Origin of the sequence: Microcosmobacter mediterraneus, assembly GCF_031846265.1 — a bacterium.
Lineage (GTDB): Bacteria > Bacteroidota > Bacteroidia > Flavobacteriales > Flavobacteriaceae > Microcosmobacter > Microcosmobacter mediterraneus.
In genome coordinates this window covers 341935-360581 of the sequence record NZ_JAVRIA010000003.1, presented here as the reverse complement: position 1 = coordinate 360581, position 18647 = coordinate 341935, and the positions used below count along the sequence as shown (strand labels likewise).

At 33.2% G+C, this 18647-nt stretch carries 19 protein-coding genes; 3 read left to right on the top strand and 16 right to left on the bottom strand.

Translation table 11 applies throughout. The features are described from left to right. Nucleotides 1–18: 18 nt before the first annotated feature. The 10 genes from RM697_RS08040 to RM697_RS07995 form a co-directional block, all read right to left on the bottom strand. On the bottom strand, nucleotides 19–1233 hold the full coding sequence (locus tag RM697_RS08040) for an aminotransferase class V-fold PLP-dependent enzyme (protein WP_311427352.1): 1215 nt from the start codon (nucleotides 1231–1233) through the stop codon (nucleotides 19–21). Between the two features lie 36 nt (nucleotides 1234–1269). Then, entirely contained in the window at nucleotides 1270–2583 is a 1314-nt protein-coding gene (gene sufD / locus RM697_RS08035; RefSeq protein WP_311427351.1) for a Fe-S cluster assembly protein SufD, read from the bottom strand. A gap of 54 nt (nucleotides 2584–2637) precedes the next feature. After that, a complete protein-coding gene (gene sufC / locus RM697_RS08030; protein WP_311427350.1) occupies nucleotides 2638–3390 on the bottom strand; it encodes a Fe-S cluster assembly ATPase SufC in 753 nt (250 codons plus the stop codon). A gap of 2 nt (nucleotides 3391–3392) precedes the next feature. Beyond that, nucleotides 3393–3815 (bottom strand): hypothetical protein, encoded by a 423-nt coding sequence (locus RM697_RS08025; protein ID WP_311427349.1) that lies wholly within the window; start codon nucleotides 3813–3815, stop codon nucleotides 3393–3395. An 11-nt stretch (nucleotides 3816–3826) separates the two neighbouring features. Continuing rightward, nucleotides 3827–5275: a Fe-S cluster assembly protein SufB gene (gene sufB / locus RM697_RS08020; RefSeq protein ID WP_311427348.1), complete on the bottom strand. Its 1449-nt coding sequence runs from the start codon at nucleotides 5273–5275 to the stop codon at nucleotides 3827–3829. Between the two features lie 10 nt (nucleotides 5276–5285). Then, nucleotides 5286–5615 carry a HesB/IscA family protein gene (locus RM697_RS08015; protein WP_311427347.1) on the bottom strand — a complete coding sequence of 110 codons (330 nt, stop codon included), beginning with the start codon at nucleotides 5613–5615 and terminating at the stop codon, nucleotides 5286–5288. A gap of 471 nt (nucleotides 5616–6086) precedes the next feature. Continuing rightward, on the bottom strand, nucleotides 6087–7142 hold the full coding sequence (locus tag RM697_RS08010) for a cytochrome-c peroxidase (protein WP_349254588.1): 1056 nt from the start codon (nucleotides 7140–7142) through the stop codon (nucleotides 6087–6089). A gap of 14 nt (nucleotides 7143–7156) precedes the next feature. Next, the gene (locus RM697_RS08005; protein ID WP_311427346.1) at nucleotides 7157–7924 is read right to left on the bottom strand and encodes an MbnP family protein; all 768 of its coding nucleotides are present in this window, start codon (nucleotides 7922–7924) and stop codon (nucleotides 7157–7159) included. 2 nt (nucleotides 7925–7926) lie between these two features. After that, complete coding sequence (locus RM697_RS08000; protein WP_311427345.1) at nucleotides 7927–9258, bottom strand: hypothetical protein; 1332 nt, start codon at nucleotides 9256–9258, stop codon at nucleotides 7927–7929. Nucleotides 9259–9264: 6 nt separating this feature from the next. Then, a complete protein-coding gene (locus RM697_RS07995; RefSeq protein ID WP_311427344.1) occupies nucleotides 9265–10719 on the bottom strand; it encodes a choice-of-anchor B family protein in 1455 nt (484 codons plus the stop codon). An 86-nt stretch (nucleotides 10720–10805) separates the two neighbouring features. Between RM697_RS07995 and thiL the strand changes: the two genes are divergently transcribed. After that, nucleotides 10806–11858, top strand: coding sequence for a thiamine-phosphate kinase (thiL, locus tag RM697_RS07990; RefSeq protein ID WP_311427343.1), 1053 nt, complete (start codon nucleotides 10806–10808; stop codon nucleotides 11856–11858). Here thiL and RM697_RS07985 read toward each other — a convergent pair. From RM697_RS07985 to RM697_RS07975, 3 genes are all read right to left on the bottom strand, one after another. Then, the gene (locus RM697_RS07985; RefSeq protein ID WP_311427342.1) at nucleotides 11842–12069 is read right to left on the bottom strand and encodes a DUF1660 family phage protein; all 228 of its coding nucleotides are present in this window, start codon (nucleotides 12067–12069) and stop codon (nucleotides 11842–11844) included. The genes thiL and RM697_RS07985 overlap by 17 nt on opposite strands. A 69-nt stretch (nucleotides 12070–12138) precedes the next feature. Beyond that, entirely contained in the window at nucleotides 12139–12423 is a 285-nt protein-coding gene (locus RM697_RS07980; RefSeq protein WP_311427341.1) for a DUF1660 family phage protein, read from the bottom strand. A 61-nt stretch (nucleotides 12424–12484) separates the two neighbouring features. Beyond that, nucleotides 12485–13261 (bottom strand): alpha/beta fold hydrolase, encoded by a 777-nt coding sequence (locus RM697_RS07975; RefSeq protein WP_311427340.1) that lies wholly within the window; start codon nucleotides 13259–13261, stop codon nucleotides 12485–12487. A 78-nt stretch (nucleotides 13262–13339) separates the two neighbouring features. On the opposite strand from RM697_RS07975, the gene RM697_RS07970 reads away from it, so the two are divergent. Next, nucleotides 13340–14893, top strand: coding sequence for a serine hydrolase (locus RM697_RS07970; protein WP_311427339.1), 1554 nt, complete (start codon nucleotides 13340–13342; stop codon nucleotides 14891–14893). A 3-nt stretch (nucleotides 14894–14896) separates the two neighbouring features. Next, on the top strand, nucleotides 14897–16183 hold the full coding sequence (brnQ, locus tag RM697_RS07965; RefSeq protein ID WP_311427338.1) for a branched-chain amino acid transport system II carrier protein: 1287 nt from the start codon (nucleotides 14897–14899) through the stop codon (nucleotides 16181–16183). Here brnQ and RM697_RS07960 read toward each other — a convergent pair. The 3 genes from RM697_RS07960 to RM697_RS07950 form a co-directional block, all read right to left on the bottom strand. Next, nucleotides 16167–16823 carry an HAD family hydrolase gene (locus RM697_RS07960; RefSeq protein WP_311427337.1) on the bottom strand — a complete coding sequence of 219 codons (657 nt, stop codon included), beginning with the start codon at nucleotides 16821–16823 and terminating at the stop codon, nucleotides 16167–16169. The genes brnQ and RM697_RS07960 overlap by 17 nt on opposite strands. 29 nt (nucleotides 16824–16852) lie before the next feature. Next, the gene (locus tag RM697_RS07955; protein ID WP_311427336.1) at nucleotides 16853–18145 is read right to left on the bottom strand and encodes an aminopeptidase P family protein; all 1293 of its coding nucleotides are present in this window, start codon (nucleotides 18143–18145) and stop codon (nucleotides 16853–16855) included. A gap of 129 nt (nucleotides 18146–18274) precedes the next feature. Further along, entirely contained in the window at nucleotides 18275–18574 is a 300-nt protein-coding gene (locus RM697_RS07950) for a hypothetical protein (RefSeq protein ID WP_311427335.1), read from the bottom strand. Between the last annotated feature and the right edge of the window lie 73 nt (nucleotides 18575–18647).

The following is an 18647-nucleotide window of genomic DNA, read 5'->3' as shown; positions in this document are numbered from 1 at the left end:
AAATGCCAGAGTTATCTTTTATTGCAACATTAACTGTGCTTTTTTAACACCTTCAACTAAGTTGTCAATTTCTTCTTTAGTGTTGTAGAATGCAAATGATGCCCTAATAGTACCAGGAATATTGTAGAAATCCATAATAGGTTGTGCGCAATGATGACCAGTACGCACTGCGATTCCCATTTTATCTAAAAGGGTTCCAACATCATAAGGATGAATACCATCTAAATTAAATGAAATTACTGAAGTTTTGTTTTTAGAGGTTCCGTAAATCGTTAAGCCATCTATGCCAAGTAATTGAGTTGTAGCATAATCTAAAAGCTCATTTTCATAGACTTCTATAGCTTTAAATCCAATAGAATTCATATAATTGATTGCAGCACCAAAAGCAATAACACCTGCGATATTAGGTGTGCCAGCTTCAAACTTATGAGGTAAATCTGCATAAGTTGTTTTATTAAAAGAAACTTCAGCAATCATTTCACCACCACCTTGATAAGGTGGTAATTTTTTAAGCCATTCTTCCTTTCCGTAAAGCATGCCAACTCCTGTTGGACCACACATTTTATGCGCAGATGCGACATAAAAATCGACATCTAAATCTTGAACATCTGGTATTAAATGCGGACAAGCTTGGGCACCATCAATTAACACAGCTGCACCAAATAGATGTGCTTTTTTAATAATGGTCTTAATCGGATTTATAGTGCCTAATGCATTCGAAATATGATTTACAAAAACAAGTTTTGTTTTATCTGAAAGGATATTATCATAGTTAGATAGGACTAATTCGCCCTCTATATTCATAGGTATAACTTTTAACTCTGCTCCTGTTGCTTCGCAGAGCATTTGCCATGGTACAATGTTACTATGATGCTCCATAGCAGAAACGATAATTTCATCACCTTTTGTTAATAATGTTCTGAAACCGTTAGCAACTAAATTAATACTATGCGTAGTACCAGAAGTTAAGATGATTTCATAGGCCTCTTTAGCGTTAAAATGGTTTTGAATTATTTTACGCGAAGCTTCATAAGCATCTGTAGCCTCTTGGCTTAAACTGTGCACACCTCTATGTATGTTGGAATTGTAATTTTGATAATAGTTTGCTATTACATCAATAACGAGTTGTGGTGTTTGCCCTGTAGCTGCATTATCAAAATAGACTAAAGGTTTTCCATTAACTTTTCGTTGTAGAATCGGAAAGTCTTTTCTTATGTTTTCAACGTTGAACATGGTTAAATAACCTTTAGAAATAATATCATTTAATACTTAGAGATCAAATCCAATATTTACACCTAATTTATTGGCAATAATTTTTGTAATGCGTTGTTTTATCTCAGGAATTTTAACACTATCTAAAACATTACTAGCAAATGCAAACATTAATAAACCTTTAGCTTCTTTTTCTGGAATACCTCTAGAGCGTAAATAAAACATAGCACTCTCATCTAGTTGACCAATAGTACACCCATGAGAACATTTAACATCGTCTGCAAAAATTTCTAATTGAGGCTTGGTGTTAATTGTAGCCTTATCATTTAATAATATATTGTTGTTAGCCTGAAACGCATTGGTTTTTTGAGCTTCTTTTTCAACCACTACTTTACCGTTAAAAACTCCTGTAGATTTATCTTCAAAAATACCTTTATAATCTTGGTGACTTTCGCAATTAGGTTCTATATGATGCACTAAGGTATTATGGTCTACATGTTGCTTGTCTCCAATAATTGTTATCCCTTTCATTGTGGAGTCTATGCGTTCTCCATTCTGAAAGAAGTTAAGATTATTTCTAACGAGCTTTCCTCCAAAAGAGAAGGTGTGCACAGAAACATGACTTTCTCTTTTTTGATTAATAAATGTATGATCAATTAAAGATGCATATTGATTATCGTTCTGAATTTTATAATAGTCTACAATAGCTCTTTTGTTTGCGAAAATTTCAGTAACACTATTGGTTAAAACAGCATTTTCTGTTAAACTTTGATGGCGTTCAATGATTTGTACATGAGCATTTTCATCGACTACAATTAAATTTCTTGGTTGTAGCATTAAGGCATCTTCATGACCTGTTGTAAAATGAATAACCTGTATTGGTTTTTCAACTAATTTTCCTTTGGTTATATGAATATATGCGCCTTCACTTGAGAATGCTGTATTTAAAGACGATAAACTGTCTTCTGTCGCAATTTTATTAAAATAATTTTCAATTACAATGCGATACTTAGGTTTGTTAAGAGCAGCAGACATTAAGCATACATCTATACCATCATGTGTGGTCTCAGATAAATGCGAGGAGTATTTACCATCTACAAATACGATTTTGTAAGAATCAATATCATGAATAAAGAAGCGTTTTACATCTTTATACTCGATAGCATTTTCTTCTTTTGGGAAAAGGCTATAATCTTCTTTTAAAACTGTATTTAAAGAGGTGTACTTCCAGGCTTCTTGTTTTTTAGTAGGAAACCCTTGCGTTTCAAAAGCTTTTATAGCTTCACTTCTAATATCGTGAATAGGAGTATCGACATTTACCTGATTTTCAAAGGCAAGAAATGATGATATTAGTTTATCTTTTAGTTCCATATTTCTGTCATTCCTGCGAAGGCAGGAATCTCTTTAATTTTAAACAATCTAAGGTTATGCGCTAACTTCCTCTTTAATCCAATCGTAACCTTTAGCTTCAAGTTCATGAGCTAATTCCGCAGATCCAGACTTAACGATACGTCCTTCATGTAAAACATGTACATAATCTGGCACGATATAATCTAAAAGGCGTTGATAATGAGTAATTACTATGACTGCATTATCTTTAGTCTTTAGTTTGTTAACACCATTAGCTACAATACGTAAGGCATCAATATCTAAACCAGAGTCTGTTTCATCTAAAATTGCAAGTTTAGGCTCAAGCATTGCCATTTGAAAAATTTCATTACGCTTTTTCTCACCACCTGAAAATCCTTCATTTAATGAACGTGATAAAAACTTACGGTCAATTTCTAAGAGTTCAGATTTTTCACGTATGAGTTTTAGCATTTCATTGGCTGGCATATCTTCTAATCCTCTCGCTTTACGAGTTTCATTAATTGCAGTTTTCATGAAATTAGTAACACTAACTCCAGGAATTTCCACAGGATATTGAAACGATAAAAAGATGCCTTTGTGAGCACGTTCTTCTGCTGCTAACTCATCAATGTTCTCATCATTTAGTAATATTTCCCCATCGTCTACCTCATATTCTTCTTTTCCAGCAATTACTGAGGCAAGCGTACTTTTACCTGATCCGTTAGGTCCCATTATAGCATGTATTTCACCTGGTTTCACCTCAAGATTGATTCCTCTTAAAATACTTTTATCTTCTACACTAGCGTGTAAGTTTTTTATTTTTAGCATAGTTATTCTGTTCCTATTTTAATAACGTCTTCTTCTTCTGTTGACGGTTTTTCTATTTTTAAAATATCTTTAATCTCAACTCTATATGGCCAGCCTTCCTCGTTTTCTGGTTTTTCAAATCGTTTAACACGTACAGTAACAGGTACCATATCATAGGTGTTAATTTTTAATGGTTTTACTTGCTCATTAAGTAATTTCATATTGTCATCTACAACTACACCATAGACTGTATTATTATTTTTCTGAATGATGGCTGCATTCTTAACTTCATCATAGAAAAATTTACCTGATATTGTAATTAAACCATCTTCTTGATTATAAGATTTTGCTCTATTTTCTTCAAGATTAACAGTTTCAGTTTTAGATTCGCTTTTACAAGCAAGCATTACTAAGGCTAATAATAAGATAAGATTGATTTTTTTCATAATAACTGATTTTATCCAACAGAACCTTCTAGGCTGATTTCTAATAATTTTTGAGCTTCTACAGCAAATTCCATTGGTAATTTATTAAGTACTTCTTTGCTGAAGCCATTAACAATTAAGGCAATAGCTTTTTCGGTGTCTATACCTCTTTGATTACAATAAAATATTTGGTCTTCACCAATTTTACTTGTAGTGGCCTCGTGTTCTATTTGTGCAGACTTATTTTTGGCTTCAATGTATGGAAATGTATGAGCTCCACACTCATTTCCCATAAGTAAGCTATCACATTGTGAGAAATTACGAGCATTTTCTGCTCTTGGGCTAATTTGTACTAGTCCTCTGTAGCTATTTTGAGATTTCCCAGCAGAAATACCTTTAGAAATGATGGTAGACTTAGTGTTCTTACCAAGATGAATCATTTTTGTACCTGTATCTGCTTGCTGAAAGTTATTAGTTACTGCGATGGAGTAAAACTCTCCAACTGAGTTATTTCCTTTAAGTACACAAGACGGATATTTCCAAGTTACAGCACTACCTGTTTCTACCTGTGTCCAAGAAATTTTGGCATTTGTTTCACAAAGACCTCGTTTGGTTACAAAGTTAAAAACGCCTCCTTTTCCTTCAGCATTACCAGGATACCAATTCTGAACCGTTGAATATTTTATTTCTGCATCGTCTAAAGCAATCAATTCTACAACAGCAGCATGCAATTGGTTTTCGTCTCTACTTGGTGCTGTACAACCCTCTAGGTAACTTACATAACTGCCTTCGTCTGCGATGACTAGTGTTCTTTCAAATTGTCCTGTTCCTGCTTGGTTTATTCTAAAATATGTAGATAATTCCATTGGGCAACGCACACCTTTAGGAATGTAACAGAACGAACCATCACTAAATACTGCAGAATTTAAAGCTGCATAGAAATTATCTTTTTGCGGAACAACAGTTCCAATATATTTTTTTACTAGTTCTGGATATTCCTGAATAGCCTCAGAGATACTCATAAAAATGATACCTTTTTCAGCTAAAGTCTTTTTAAAAGTAGTTGCCACTGATACTGAATCTACAACAACGTCCATAGCAACACCAGCCAATTTTTTTTGCTCGTCTAGTGAGATACCTAACTTCTCAAATGTAGCAAGTAACTCAGGATCTACTTCATCTAAACTATCGTATTTTGGTTTGCTATTAGGTGCAGAATAATAGGAGATGGCTTGGAAATCTGGTTTATTGTAATGAACATTAGCCCATTCTGGCTCTTCCATATCTTGCCAAACTCTAAACGCTTCTAAACGCCAGTTAGTCATCCATTCTGGTTCTTCTTTTTTCTTAGAAATTGCTCTAACGATATCTTCGTTTAAACCATTTGGAAATGTTTCGGACTCAATATCTGTATAAAAACCATATTCATATTCCTTGGTTTTTAATTCTTCGCGTAAGTCATCTTCGGTGTACTTCGACATGCTTTAAAATTTATAATGAAAATGATTCGCCACAACCACAGGTTCTGTTGGCATTAGGATTATTAAATACAAAACCAGAGCCATTAAGGCCTCCAGAGTATTCTAAAGTTGTACCAATTAAGTATAGAAAACTTTTTTTGTCTACTATGATTTTAACTCCATTATCTTCAAACACTTTATCACCTTCAATTTGGGCATTGTCAAATTTTAAATCATAGGACAGTCCAGAACACCCTCCACTTTTTACGCCAACTCTAACGTAGTCGGTTGAAGGGTTAAAACCATCTTCGCTCATAAGCTGAACGACTTTATTTTTGGCTGTATCAGAAACTTTAATCATACTGTATAATTAGAATCTTTCTAAATAGATTGCAAATATACGATATAAGTAGGCTTAAGCAATATAACCTAACATTATATTAATACATAATTGTATTAGTTTTCTTTATTGCTACAATACCTAAAATTTAAGATTTTAGATTGAGAATGATATACGTTTTCTTCTTCTGTTTAATAAAAAAAGTTGGCGTACTGTTCTATGCACCTCTTTGTTTAGAGAAGGAAGAGCTTTGAAGTTTCCATGCTTGTCTAAACGTTTTTTTACGTTGCAAGCAGAGCATTTAATTTCTGAAGGATCATGTGGATTTGAACGATTAAAATTATGTCCAAAAACTTCACACGTTAGTACGCTTGATGCATTTGTGGTCATGTAGTTAATTAGATTTAGGGAATAGAAAAATAGAAAATTCAGATCAGAATATCTGCCATTTACCTATTTTTTCGATGAAATACACTTAAATGTGTGAAATTATTAATCCTGAGGATTAAAGCTAGATATAAATAAAGGATCTGAAAGTGTGAGTAAAAAGGCTAGTAGGTCTGCCTTATCAGAGTTAGATAGTTGTACACCTCCTTCATCGATTTTTTTCATTAACGGATCAATAGTTGCTGAGTTTTGCAGACCTTCACTGTAATGATTAATAACATCTTGAAGGGTTGTAAATCTTCCATCGTGCATGTAAGGTGCTGTGTACTGTAAATTGCGTAACGATGGTGTTTTGAATTTTCCATTATCGTTAGGATTTCCTGTTACTGCACCTAAACCTAAGTCTGTGAATTCTGAATCTAGGCCATTATTATGAAAATCATTATCAGTCCAAAGCGGATTGTTAGGATTACCATGACAATGAAAACAATCCCCTTTATCTTCACTCATAAATACATTTAATCCATTTAACTCTTGAGCTGTTAGGTTTGTTAATCCTAATGAATATCGATCAAACTTAGAATTAGCAGATATCAATGTTCGTTCAAATTGTGCAATGGCTTTTGTAGTTAATTCTTTAGTAATTGTTGAGGTGTTAAATGCTAATCTAAATAGTTCTGGATACTCTGGATGCGATTGTAACTTACTAATAACATCATTCCAATTGCTATGTAGTTCTATTGGATTTTGAACAGGTTCTTCAGCTTGTCTTTCTAAACTTAGTTCTTTTCCATCCCAAGCAAAACGCTCATTGTAGTTCCAAGCCAAATTAAATAGAGGCATTGAATTACGTTCTCCAAAAATGCCATCTACACCAACACTAGTTGGCAAGTTATCTGAAAATGCAAGCTGAGGTGCATGGCAACTTGCACAAGATTTTGTTTCATCTCCAGATAGAATAGTATCAAAAAATAGTTTTCTACCTAAAGAGACACCTTCAACGGTTTGAAGGTTATCGGATGGAATAATAGGAGCAATAATATTGTCTAAGAATAGTTGCGGAATTTGTAAGGGTTGAGGAGTAGGCTGATACTCTGCAGAATCTTTTGAGCAACTTAAATAAAGATTTAAAAGTAATATGACGAAAGAAAACTTTTTCAAAATAATTAATAAACTTAAGGCGTAACTTCTCCTAAACTAAATACAGACTCACCGTTTTCTGATATTATAATTTGTGTTGCAGAATTAGGCATGAGCATCTGATTTAAAACATTTAAATCCCAACTATGAGGATTTTTAAACCACTCTGCTATATTCATTTTAACTTCTACTTCTGTACCTTCAGTGATAGTAATAGTTCCTAAATTTACATTAAAGAATGTGTCTTGAGGAAATGTTGGGTTAGCACCAGGATTATCTACTGCTCTAATAGCATGATAGTTATAGCCTTGTTCTTGCATTGAACTATTGATAAACTTACCATCAAGTTGCATGTAATGGTAGCCTCCACCTAACATATCTGGCACATTAAAAGATTGAGAATTTAAATACACATAATTTTCAGCATTATCTTCATCATCTAAACCAAACGTGAAAGAGACTTGATAAGTACCAACAGGAACTTGTGACGCAAATTCATAAACTATATTTTGACTATTAGTTACATCCACTAAATTGAAATTATTGATAACTAAAACTTGGTTAGATTCGGAAGTGAAAGTAATATCAGATATAACATAACGTAGTCGCTCTATACTTAATTCATCGCCATTTTCATTTGTAAATTGGATGGTGTTAAAGTCTACGTTTGTTATATTTTGCCCATCCCAGTTATGAGTAAATTTAAACATAGGAAATACTTGCTGAACTGAATTGTCGTTAGAGTTTGAGCAAGACAAAATAAGTTGTGCCAGAATGATTAGACTGATGTAGGTCTTTTTCATTTTCATTTCATTTTTAAGACTAAGAGATCCGTAAACCCTTTATTTTCGATTATGTCTCCATCGTTACTGGTACTATCTCCAGTTGCAATGATTGATCCATCGTTAAGTAGTGCTAGACTGTAAGCAAAGTCTATGTTAGAGCCTCCAGCACTTTTTTCCCAGAGTAAATTGCCTTCATCATCAACATTTATAATCCAAGCGTCATTTTGTCCTTTATTTTCTGCAACATCTAGATCACTACTTCTAGAACTACCTGCAATGATGTAACCATTATTTTGAGATTTAATAACATCTCGTGCAACATCAAAGTTAGTTCCACCTATTGTTTTCTCCCAAATAAGATCGCCAACTGTAGAAATTTTAACTAGCCACAAATCTGCTGCACCTATGTTATTAGAAACGTCTAAATCATTACTTCTGGTATCTCCAGCAATTAAGAAATTACCATCTTCGGTTGCAATAATTGCTCTAGCTTCATCAATCTGTGAGCCACCAAATGATTTTTCCCATATGAGATTACCAGTAGTTGAGATTTTAATTACCCAAAAATCGTAACTGCCTTTATTATCTGAAATATCAGTATCTATACTATCAGATCCTCCGACAATAATATAGTTATTGTCTGAAGTTTGAATTAGACCTTCAGGAGTATCAGTAAAGTTACCACCAAAGAATTTACTCCATTCTAAATTACCAGAAGTATTCAACTTTAACACCCAATAATCTCCACCTGCATGCCTTTGATATAATCGAGAAGTATTGCCCTCACCACCAGATGCTGTAACATCTAATATACCACATAGTAAAAATCCTGTATCGTTAGTTTGTATTAGAGAAATACCTCTATCTGCACCTTGAAAACCATATGTTCTTTCCCACTCTATGTTTCCGTTTGGATCCAATTTGAGAATCCAAAAATCTTGAAGTCCAAAATTCTGGGAAACATCACCATTATTGCTATTGCTGTAGCCTAATATTGCAAATCCGCCTTCAGTAGTTTGTATAATAGTTACACCTTTGTCATCGTTAGTACCACCAAAGGTTTTTTGCCATTGTAATTGATTTTCTGCATCGAATTTTAATAGCCAAAAATCGAAATCTTCATTTTGTTTATTAATAATATCACCATCAGTACTTTGTGTAAAGCCTAGTATAGCGTAACCTCCATCGTTTGTAGCTACAACACTTTGTCCACTTTCATTTTTTGAACCTCCAAAAGTGCTGATAGTATCAATAGTGACGTTTTGTGTTGTAATTATTGTGCTATCATTAGAGCAGCAAAGTACTAAGGTAAGGCAGCATAGGGTTAAATATATTCTTAAGTAACGGAACATATTTACTTAGTTTGAAGGTCTCACTATGTACATTCCGCCATCTATATCACTCACTAATATATTACCACTTTCAAAAAATGGATAGATATTCCATGCACCATTAAAAACAGTATCGTCATTAGGTGTAAATGTATCAAAGAAACCAATTTCGGTCATTTCACCATTGGCAATATTAGACAAATCAACTGCTCTTAGACCAGCAGAATAGTTGGCTACGTAAAAGATATTTCCAACGACATAACCGTTATGATCAATGGCTGATGTAGGTCCAAAATAATCCATATGAAAAGTTGGGTTATCTAAATCTGTAAAATCAAAGACAACGGTTCTTGTGTTAATTCCAAAATCAATTTCATCAACTTCATCACCTAGTAAAAAATAAGTCATATCCTCAGTAAACCAACCTTGATGAGCATAGCCTAGATTACTGTAACTAATAGTCGAAATTTGAATAGGATTATTTTTATCAGATACATCGATAATAACTACTTCATCTTCATTACTTCCAATGAAAATTTCTTTACCTGTATAATCTGAATCTGGACCATTATATGTTACTACTTGTGCATCGTGAGAATAAGAATCATCACTGTAGCCTCCTGCTGCCATTGGCGCAGTTGGGTTTTGAATATTAATAAAATGTGGTCCACCACTAAAAGTGTTTGAGCCTACAACATAGGCAAATCCACTATCTTCATTAATTACAATATTATGTGCTTTTCCAAACGCATTGTAGTTTGCGTCTGCTGTAAACGTTTGAGGAGGGTTGGTAACATTTCTCAGGCGTGTTAAATCAAAAACTTGCATACCATGTCCTGAGGCTTCACTAACAATAAAAGCATGGTTATTATAGGTTTTAATATCTCGCCAAATATCATTTACAGTTGCAGTTGGTAAGGTGCCTAGAAAAATTGGGTTAGCAGCATCAGAAACATCTACAAAGGCTGAGCCAGAGGTTGTTCCAACTAGCGCATACTCTTTTCCGTCTAATGGGTCTGTCCAGCCCCAAGAATCGTTACCTTCAGCTCCAGCACCTCCCAGTAAATTAATAGGTAACTGACTCATTAAATCAAAGCCATTACAAGGAAACCCATTGGCTGTTCCGTTTGAACATGGAAAAGGAACATTAGAAACTTCATCATCACAGATATCTCCAATACCATCATTATCTAAATCTTCTTGGTCTGCATTTGCAGTCAAAGGACAGTTATCTATGGTGTCATTAATACCATCATTATCATCGTCAGGATCACAAACATCTCCAATACCATCGTTATCATTATCATTTTGGTCAGAGTTTGCAGTATTAGGACAATTATCTAAAGTATTTTCTATGGAATCATTATCGGTGTCTATATTAACAGGAACACCTCCATCATCATCATTACTACAGCTAAGATTAAAAGCAAAAAAGGTGAAAAATAAGAGTGCTTTTAAACAGTTAGGGACATTAATTTTCATTTTTCAATTTTTGACCAATTTACGGTAAATTTTATTTGGTTCTTATTTTTTAAAGATAATTCAAAAAAGCATAATACTTTTGTAGTATGTTAGAAGATAAAAATCCAAAGAAAACAGCGTTAAGTAAACTAGGTGAGTTTGGTTTAATAGACCATTTAACGCAGAATTTTAAAATTAATCAAGAATCTTCAATTAAAGGTATAGGTGACGATGCTGCTGTTTTGAATTTTAACAACGCACAAACGGTTTTAACTACAGATTTACTCATTGAAAATGTGCATTTTGATCTTAGTTATATGCCTTTAAAACATCTTGGGTATAAAGCTGTAGTTGTTAACCTTTCCGATGTTTATGCTATGAATGCTAAAGCTACCCAAATTACGGTATCCATTGCTGTATCTAACAGATTTCCTTTAGAAGCTTTAGAGGATTTGTACGAAGGTATTTATACAGCATGTAAGCATTACAACGTGGATTTAGTTGGAGGTGATACTACTTCATCTACTACAGGATTACTTATTTCGGTTACTGCATTAGGCATTGCAGAATCTGATAAAATTGTTTATAGAAATGGTGCTAAGCCAAATGATTTGTTAGTGCTTACAGGTGATATTGGTGGTGCATTTATGGGATTACAAGTCTTAGAACGCGAAAAAGAAGTATTTAAAGTCAACCCTAATAATCAGCCAGACTTGTCAATGTACGCTTACATTGTTGAACGTCAATTAAAACCAGAAGCTCGTAAGGATATTATAGATTTATTGGAACAACTCCAAGTAAAACCAACATCAATGATTGATGTTAGTGATGGGATTTCTTCTGAAATTCTTCATATATGTAAACAAAGCAAAGTTGGTTGTGAATTATACGAGAATAAAATACCATTAGATCCGCAAGTAATTTCTACTTGTGAAGAATTTGATATAGATAGCACAACTATTGCTATAAATGGAGGTGAAGATTATGAATTGTTAATGACTATTTCACAGGATGATTATCCTAAGATTAAAGCCAATCCTAATTTTACAGTTATTGGTTACATTACAGAAGAAGCCAAAGGTAAACATCTAATTACGAGAGCTGAGACTGCAATTCCTCTAAAGGCTCAAGGCTGGAATGCCCTTAATGATCAAGAATAGTTTGTTGCTTACGTGCTAGCCTACGTAAATGAATACGCTCTAATACTGAATTAATTTCTTTGTACTTAGGAGTGAGTTCTACAAAATTGCCATTACCATTATTGGTAACTTCTGTTTTGCAATGTTTGCATTTGTATTCTTTAACGGCGTAAGTAACTTCTTTACTGATTTCAAATTGATGTCCAAATAATGAACAATAAACATGCTTCACGACACAAAATAATTTAGTTATTAATTTAGAGGGTTTCTAAATGTAATAAAATGAATCAGAATCAGTAACTTATGCAGTGTTTTTTAAAGTATAAATCGATGAAGTGAATGATTTTTTCTGTAAATGCATCATTCTACGGTTATAAATCTTCTCTAAAATAGAATTTATATCTCTGTATGTAGGTGTTAATTCTGTTAATCGACCATTACCATTTGTTGTTAATTGATGCTTACAACACTTACATGTGTATTCTTTAACATGTTTTGTAACTTTCTTCGTAACTTCATAGTTATGCCCAAAAATTGAGCACTTTAGTTTAGAAGTCCATGGAGCATTAGAAGTCGTATTTTTCATGTTGGTTAAATTTGGGACTACTAATATATATTAAAAATCAAAAAAAGACGTTTAAATACTTTTATTTTTCGATATAATGTATTAAATATGTAAGTAAATTCTTTAAATCTTCGATATGACTCATATGTCCTTGTGCTAATTCTAACATTTCTATGTCTGTTTTTTCAATTAAAAATTTTATTAAATCGTTATCGATTATGGTATCTTTTTTTCCAATGATAATTGACTTTTTTCCTTTTATTGTTTTAAAAGTTTTAAAACGGTTTGGTCTTAATAACATACCTTCTTGAGCAGCAATGTAGCCTTGTACCGAAGTTTGTAATGCTATAACTAAAGCATCATCATACGCTTTTTTGAAATTAACCGTACTCTCTGGAGCAAATAAATTTGCAAAAGACAAGGTTATTAAACTCTTATAATTAACTTTTGCCATAGCTATAGCTCTTCGCCTAATTTGTTTACGATCATCAGTATCTGCTTCAAACGAAGAATTCATTAAACACAAACCTTCAAAGTAACTAGGTTGCTTTTCTGCCATAGCTAAAGCTACGTAGCCACCCATTGAATGTCCTATAGCATTAAATTTTGTAATATTTAAATGGTTAATTACTGTAAAAACTGCATCTGCCATATCATCCATGGAATGAACATAGCTTAAAGATTCTGTTTTACCATGTCCTAGTAGATCAACAGTTACAACACGATTGGTTTTAATAATCTCGCTTTTGATTTCTTTCCACATAGCACTAGTCTCCAAGAAGCCATGTAATAATAAAACTACAGGGCCTTTGCCTTCATCTTCATAAAAAATTTTAATGCCTTTGTGTTGTTTAATCATAAATGCAAAGATAGAGGATGCTTTACTTATTAGTCTTGTATTTTACTATATTTGGATATTCACTAAAACAATTATCCAATGAATTTTAAGGGTTTTTTTCTTTTCGCCTTTTTTAGTATATCCATGTTTTGTTATGCTCAAATTTCGGCACCTGAATTAGATAAGTTAATTAATAACACGCTTAAAACTTTTGACGTTCCAGGCATTTCTGTTGGTGTTTATAAAGATGGGCAAATAGTTTACGCTAAAGGTCATGGTGTAAGGTCTTTGACAACTAAACAGGCAATGAATAAAAGCACTATGGTTGGTGTGGCATCTAATAGTAAAGGATTTACATGTTTTGCATTAGCTATGATGGTAGATGCAGGAAAACTAAACTGGGATGATCCTGTTCGTAAATACATTCCTGAGTTTCAATTACATGATGCTTGGGTTACAGATCAGTTTAAGGTTAGAGATTTAGTAACACATAGAAGCGGAATGGGATTAGGTGCAGGAGATCTAATGTTTTTTCCTGAAGGCAATGATTTTACAGTGCAAGATGTTATTAATAATGTAAAATACTTAGAGCCAGAAAATTCTTTTAGAAGTGAATTTGCTTACAATAACAATATGTTTATCATCGCTGGTGAAGTTCTTAAACGTGTAAGCGGATTGTCTTGGGAAGAATTCATCGAAACTAAAATCATGAAACCCGTTGGGATGACATCTAGTAAGGCATCTTATAATCGTGTTACTGACAGAACAAATATGATTGATGCTCATACAAGAACAGAAGGGAAAGTGATCCAGATTCCTCATGACTGGAGCGAAACAGCAAATGCAGCAGGAGGTATTATGAGCAATATTGAAGATATGCTAACTTGGGCGGAATTTTTAATGAATGATGCTGTTACCAAAGATGGAGAGCGTCTTTTAGACACTGATTTATTTCATGAGTTATGGCAATTACAAACACCATTATCTGTTAGAAAAGGAGATTGGTACAACACTCATTTTAGAGGTTATGGTTTGGGTTGGTTTGTGTCTGATGTAAAAGGAGGCTATAAACAAGTGCATCATACAGGAGGATTATTAGGAACAGTTACCCAGTTTACGATGATTCCTGAGCTAGATTTAGCTATTGTAGTTTTAACAAACCAAATGAATGGGTCTGCGTTCAATACCATAACCAATACTATTAAAGATAGTTACTTAGGTTATGAAAACAGAAATTGGTTAGATAGATATGGAACTCGTAATGCAGATTATATTAAGTATAATGATAGTATAAAAAGAGTCGTTTACAATAAAGTTAAGCAAATGCAAAGCACTACCTTTCCTATACCTAAATCAATTGAAGGAACATATGCAGATGATTGGTTTGGAGATGTTACTATCACTCATGTAAATGGTTACAAATACAGAATTGAATGTAAACGTTCACCAGCATTGTTCGGTGAATTATTACCTTATAATGCGACAACATATGTGGCAAAATGGAACAACAGAAGTTTTGATGCAGATGTTTTTGTACAATTTACATTCAATGAAAAAGGCGATGCCGTTTCTGCAAGTATGAAGTACATTGCACCAATTACCGATTTTAGTTTTGATTTTCATGATTTAGAGTTAAAACGAAAAACTAATTAATAAATGAATAATAAAAAGACCATCTTAATAATTGGCTTTGCAATATTTGCTAGCTTTTTTGGTGCAGGAAATCTAATATTGCCACCACAATTAGGTTTTAACTCAGGGCCAGAATGGTGGTTAGTTGCTATTGGATTTATAGTCTCAGCAGTAGTAATTCCTTTACTTGCTTTGTTTGGTCATGCAAGACTGCAAGGAACAATGATGGACTTTGGTAAAAAAGTATCTCCATTATTCAGTTTAATATACTGTTTGTGTGTCTATCTAATCGCTATAGCATTACCAATTCCTAGAACTGCAGCTGTAACACATGAGATGGCAATTGAGCCCTTTTTTAGCACAAATTCTTTATTAACTAGTAGTATTTATTTTGGGCTTGCGTTCATTTTTATTATGAAAAGAAACAGCATTCTAAGTATTCTCGGTAAGTATCTCACACCTTTAATTGTTGTTATTCTTTTGATAATCATTTCCATTGGAATATTTGCGCATCCAGAAACAATAAATTCTTCAGTTTTAGAGGCTCCTGCTTTAATAGCAGGATTGCTAGAGGGTTATCAAACCTACGATGCATTAGGAGGTATTTTAATTGGAGGTGTTGTTATAATTTCACTCAATCTTGAAGGGAGTACAACTTTTGAGGAACGAAAATCTATCATTGCAAAATCTGGATTAGTCGCTGCATTTGGATTGTTTATTATTTATGCAGGAATGATAGCTGTTGGTGCACTCCATAATTCTGAATTCGATGCTTCGATTACAAGACCAGAACTATTAAGAGGTTTGGGTTTAAAAACCTTAGGAAACATTGGTAATATATTTTTGAGCGTGTTAATTTCATTAGCCTGTTTTACAACAGCTGTTTCAGTAATAGTAGGAACAGCAGATTTTTTTAAAGGCTTGTTTAAAGAGTCAAATTTAGCATATACTGTTACTGCTATTATTGCATGTTTGTTAGGTGTATTGGTTGGTCACTTTGATGTACACTATATTATAATTGTTGCCATACCTGCTTTAATGTTTATTTACCCACTAACTATAGCTCTTATTGTATTGAACGTAGTGCCAAAAAAATACACCTCAAAAGCTGTTTTTAGAGCTGTCATTTTTGTAACCTTTTTGTTTAGTATTCCAGATTTTTTAGGTTCATTTTTACCAAAAGAAAGTTTAACAGGAATTAAAGAAGTTATTCCTTTAGCTAATCAGAATCTAGGTTGGGTATTGCCAGCTTTAATAATTTTTATTATAGTTAATCTCCTTCAAAAGAAAGACACTAAAGCTTTAGCATAATTTTATTAAAGTTGATTTCCTTAAAATCATTAATTATTAAATCGGCCTTAGTATAGTCTTGATTTTTAGAATGTAAACTATTATATCCAACACAAAAAATATTAGCAGCTTTAGCCGCTTCAATACCATTTGTTGAGTCTTCAATTACCATACATTCCGCTCTGCTATATCCTGAAGCCTGAGCAGCTTTAATAAATATATCTGGATGAGGTTTCGATTTTGGTAAATCAGCTCCAGAGAGTTTAGCTTTGAAATATTGATTAAGATCAAATCGTTTAAAAATGCGGTTAATATTTGGCATTGATGCAGACGAGGCGAGCACAAGAGTAAGATTATTTTGGTAATAATCTTTGATGAGGTTTAGTACACCATCTATAAGAGCTAAACTTTTATCTGTGTCAAATAAAACTTTAAAATGTTGTCTTTTAATTTGAACAAGTGTTTCCGGAGCTAAAGACAGATTAAATTGCATACATAATGCTCTACAAATTTCAATTGTAGAGCTACCAGTAAAGCTTTCAAATAAATGATCAGAAACATCAATTCCAATATCAGAAAACATTTGAAAATAGGCTTTTCTATGTAATGGTTCGGTATCAACAATAACACCATCCATATCAAATAAAACGGCTTTTAACATGATATTGATTTGAGTTTAATGAGTATGCATTAAGAATTCATCAAATTCTCAATCTCCTCGACTTCTATAGGAATATTTCGCATTAAATTAAAAGGTTCACCAGACTCTTGTATTACTACATCATCTTCGAGACGAATACCAAAACCTTCGTCTGGAATATAAATACCAGGCTCAACAGTAAATACCATATTAGCTTTCATAGGCTCGTGAAGTAATCCATAATCATGAGTATCTAAACCAATATGATGCGATGTGCCATGCATAAAATATTTTTTATAGGCTGGCCAATCTGAGTTTTCATTTTGCACATCTGCTTTATCTAGTAATCCAAGCCCTAAAAGTTCGGAAGTCATTAATTTTCCAACTTCAACATGGTACTGATCCCATAATGTTCCTGGAACTAATAATTTAGTCGCTTCATTTTTTACACGATTTACTGCGTTGTAAACCGCTTTTTGTCGATCGGTAAACCTTCCATTTACAGGAATAGTTCTCGACATATCACTACTGTAATTAGCATACTCAGCGCCAACATCCATTAAGATTAAATCACCTGTTTTACACTGTTGGTTGTTTTCGATGTAATGAAGAACATTAGCATTATTACCTGAGGCAATAATTGGTGTATAGGCAAATCCTTTTGAGCGATTATTCAAAAATTCATGCATAAATTCAGCTTCAATATTGTATTCCCAGACTTCTGGTTTAACAAAATTAAGCACTCGTTTAAAGCCTTTTTCAGTAATATCACATGCTTTCTGCATAAGATCTAATTCTATTTGGTTTTTTACTGAACGCAATCGCTGTAAAATAGGATTACTCTTAGCTACATTGTGCGCAGGATATTTATTACATAGCCACTTTGTAAAACGATCTTCACGTGTTTCTGTCTCTAAATTGGCTCTGTAATGTTCATTTGTGTTAATATAGACAGTATCAGATTGCGTCATGATTTCAAACATGATTTTTTCCATGTCCTGAAGCCAATACACAGTTTTGATTCCGCTAGTTTTTAAAGCAGCTTCCTTAGTTAATTTTTCACCTTCCCAAACAGCAATATGATCGTTAGTTTCTTTTAAGAATAAAATTTCACGATGTTTTTCTTTAGGGGAATCCGGAAATAAAACTAAAATACTCTCTTCTTGGTCCACACCACTCAGATAAAAGATATCTCTTTGCTGCTCAAAAGGCATTGTGCTATCTGCACTTACAGGGTAAATATCATTAGAATTAAAAATCGCTAAACTGTTTGGTTTCATTTGAGACATGAAGTTTTTGCGGTTTTTTATAAAGAGGTTGCGGTCTATTAGATCATATTTCATTGAAAAGAAATTTTTCATTCTCGAGAAATCGAGAAATTTTATTGTGCGTTTCAAAAATACCAATTTTGGTAAGCATAAAAAAAGGCAACCCAATTAAAGATTGCCTTTTTTTGTATTTTTAAGTAATAGTTACTTAGCCATCGCTTTTTTTACCATTCCAATAATAGCCATAACGATACCACCACCAACACCACCTCCAGCAACACTGCCTAAAATACTTGTAAGGTCCATTCCTGTAGAGGCTTCAGCTGCTGCTGCACCACCTAATCCTAGCATACCAAGAACTTGGCCACCTAGTCCTCCACCTAGAATACCAGCTACAGAATTCCATAAGGTTCCTAAAGATGATCCTTTCATAAGCTTGCCAGCAAGGTTGCCACCGACAGCTCCACTTAATAGTTGAATAATTAAAGGTAAATACTCTTCCATGTCATATTAATTTATTAGTTAATTGCGTCAAAAGTAATGAAATCAATAATTAAAATGTTAAAAAAATAAAATA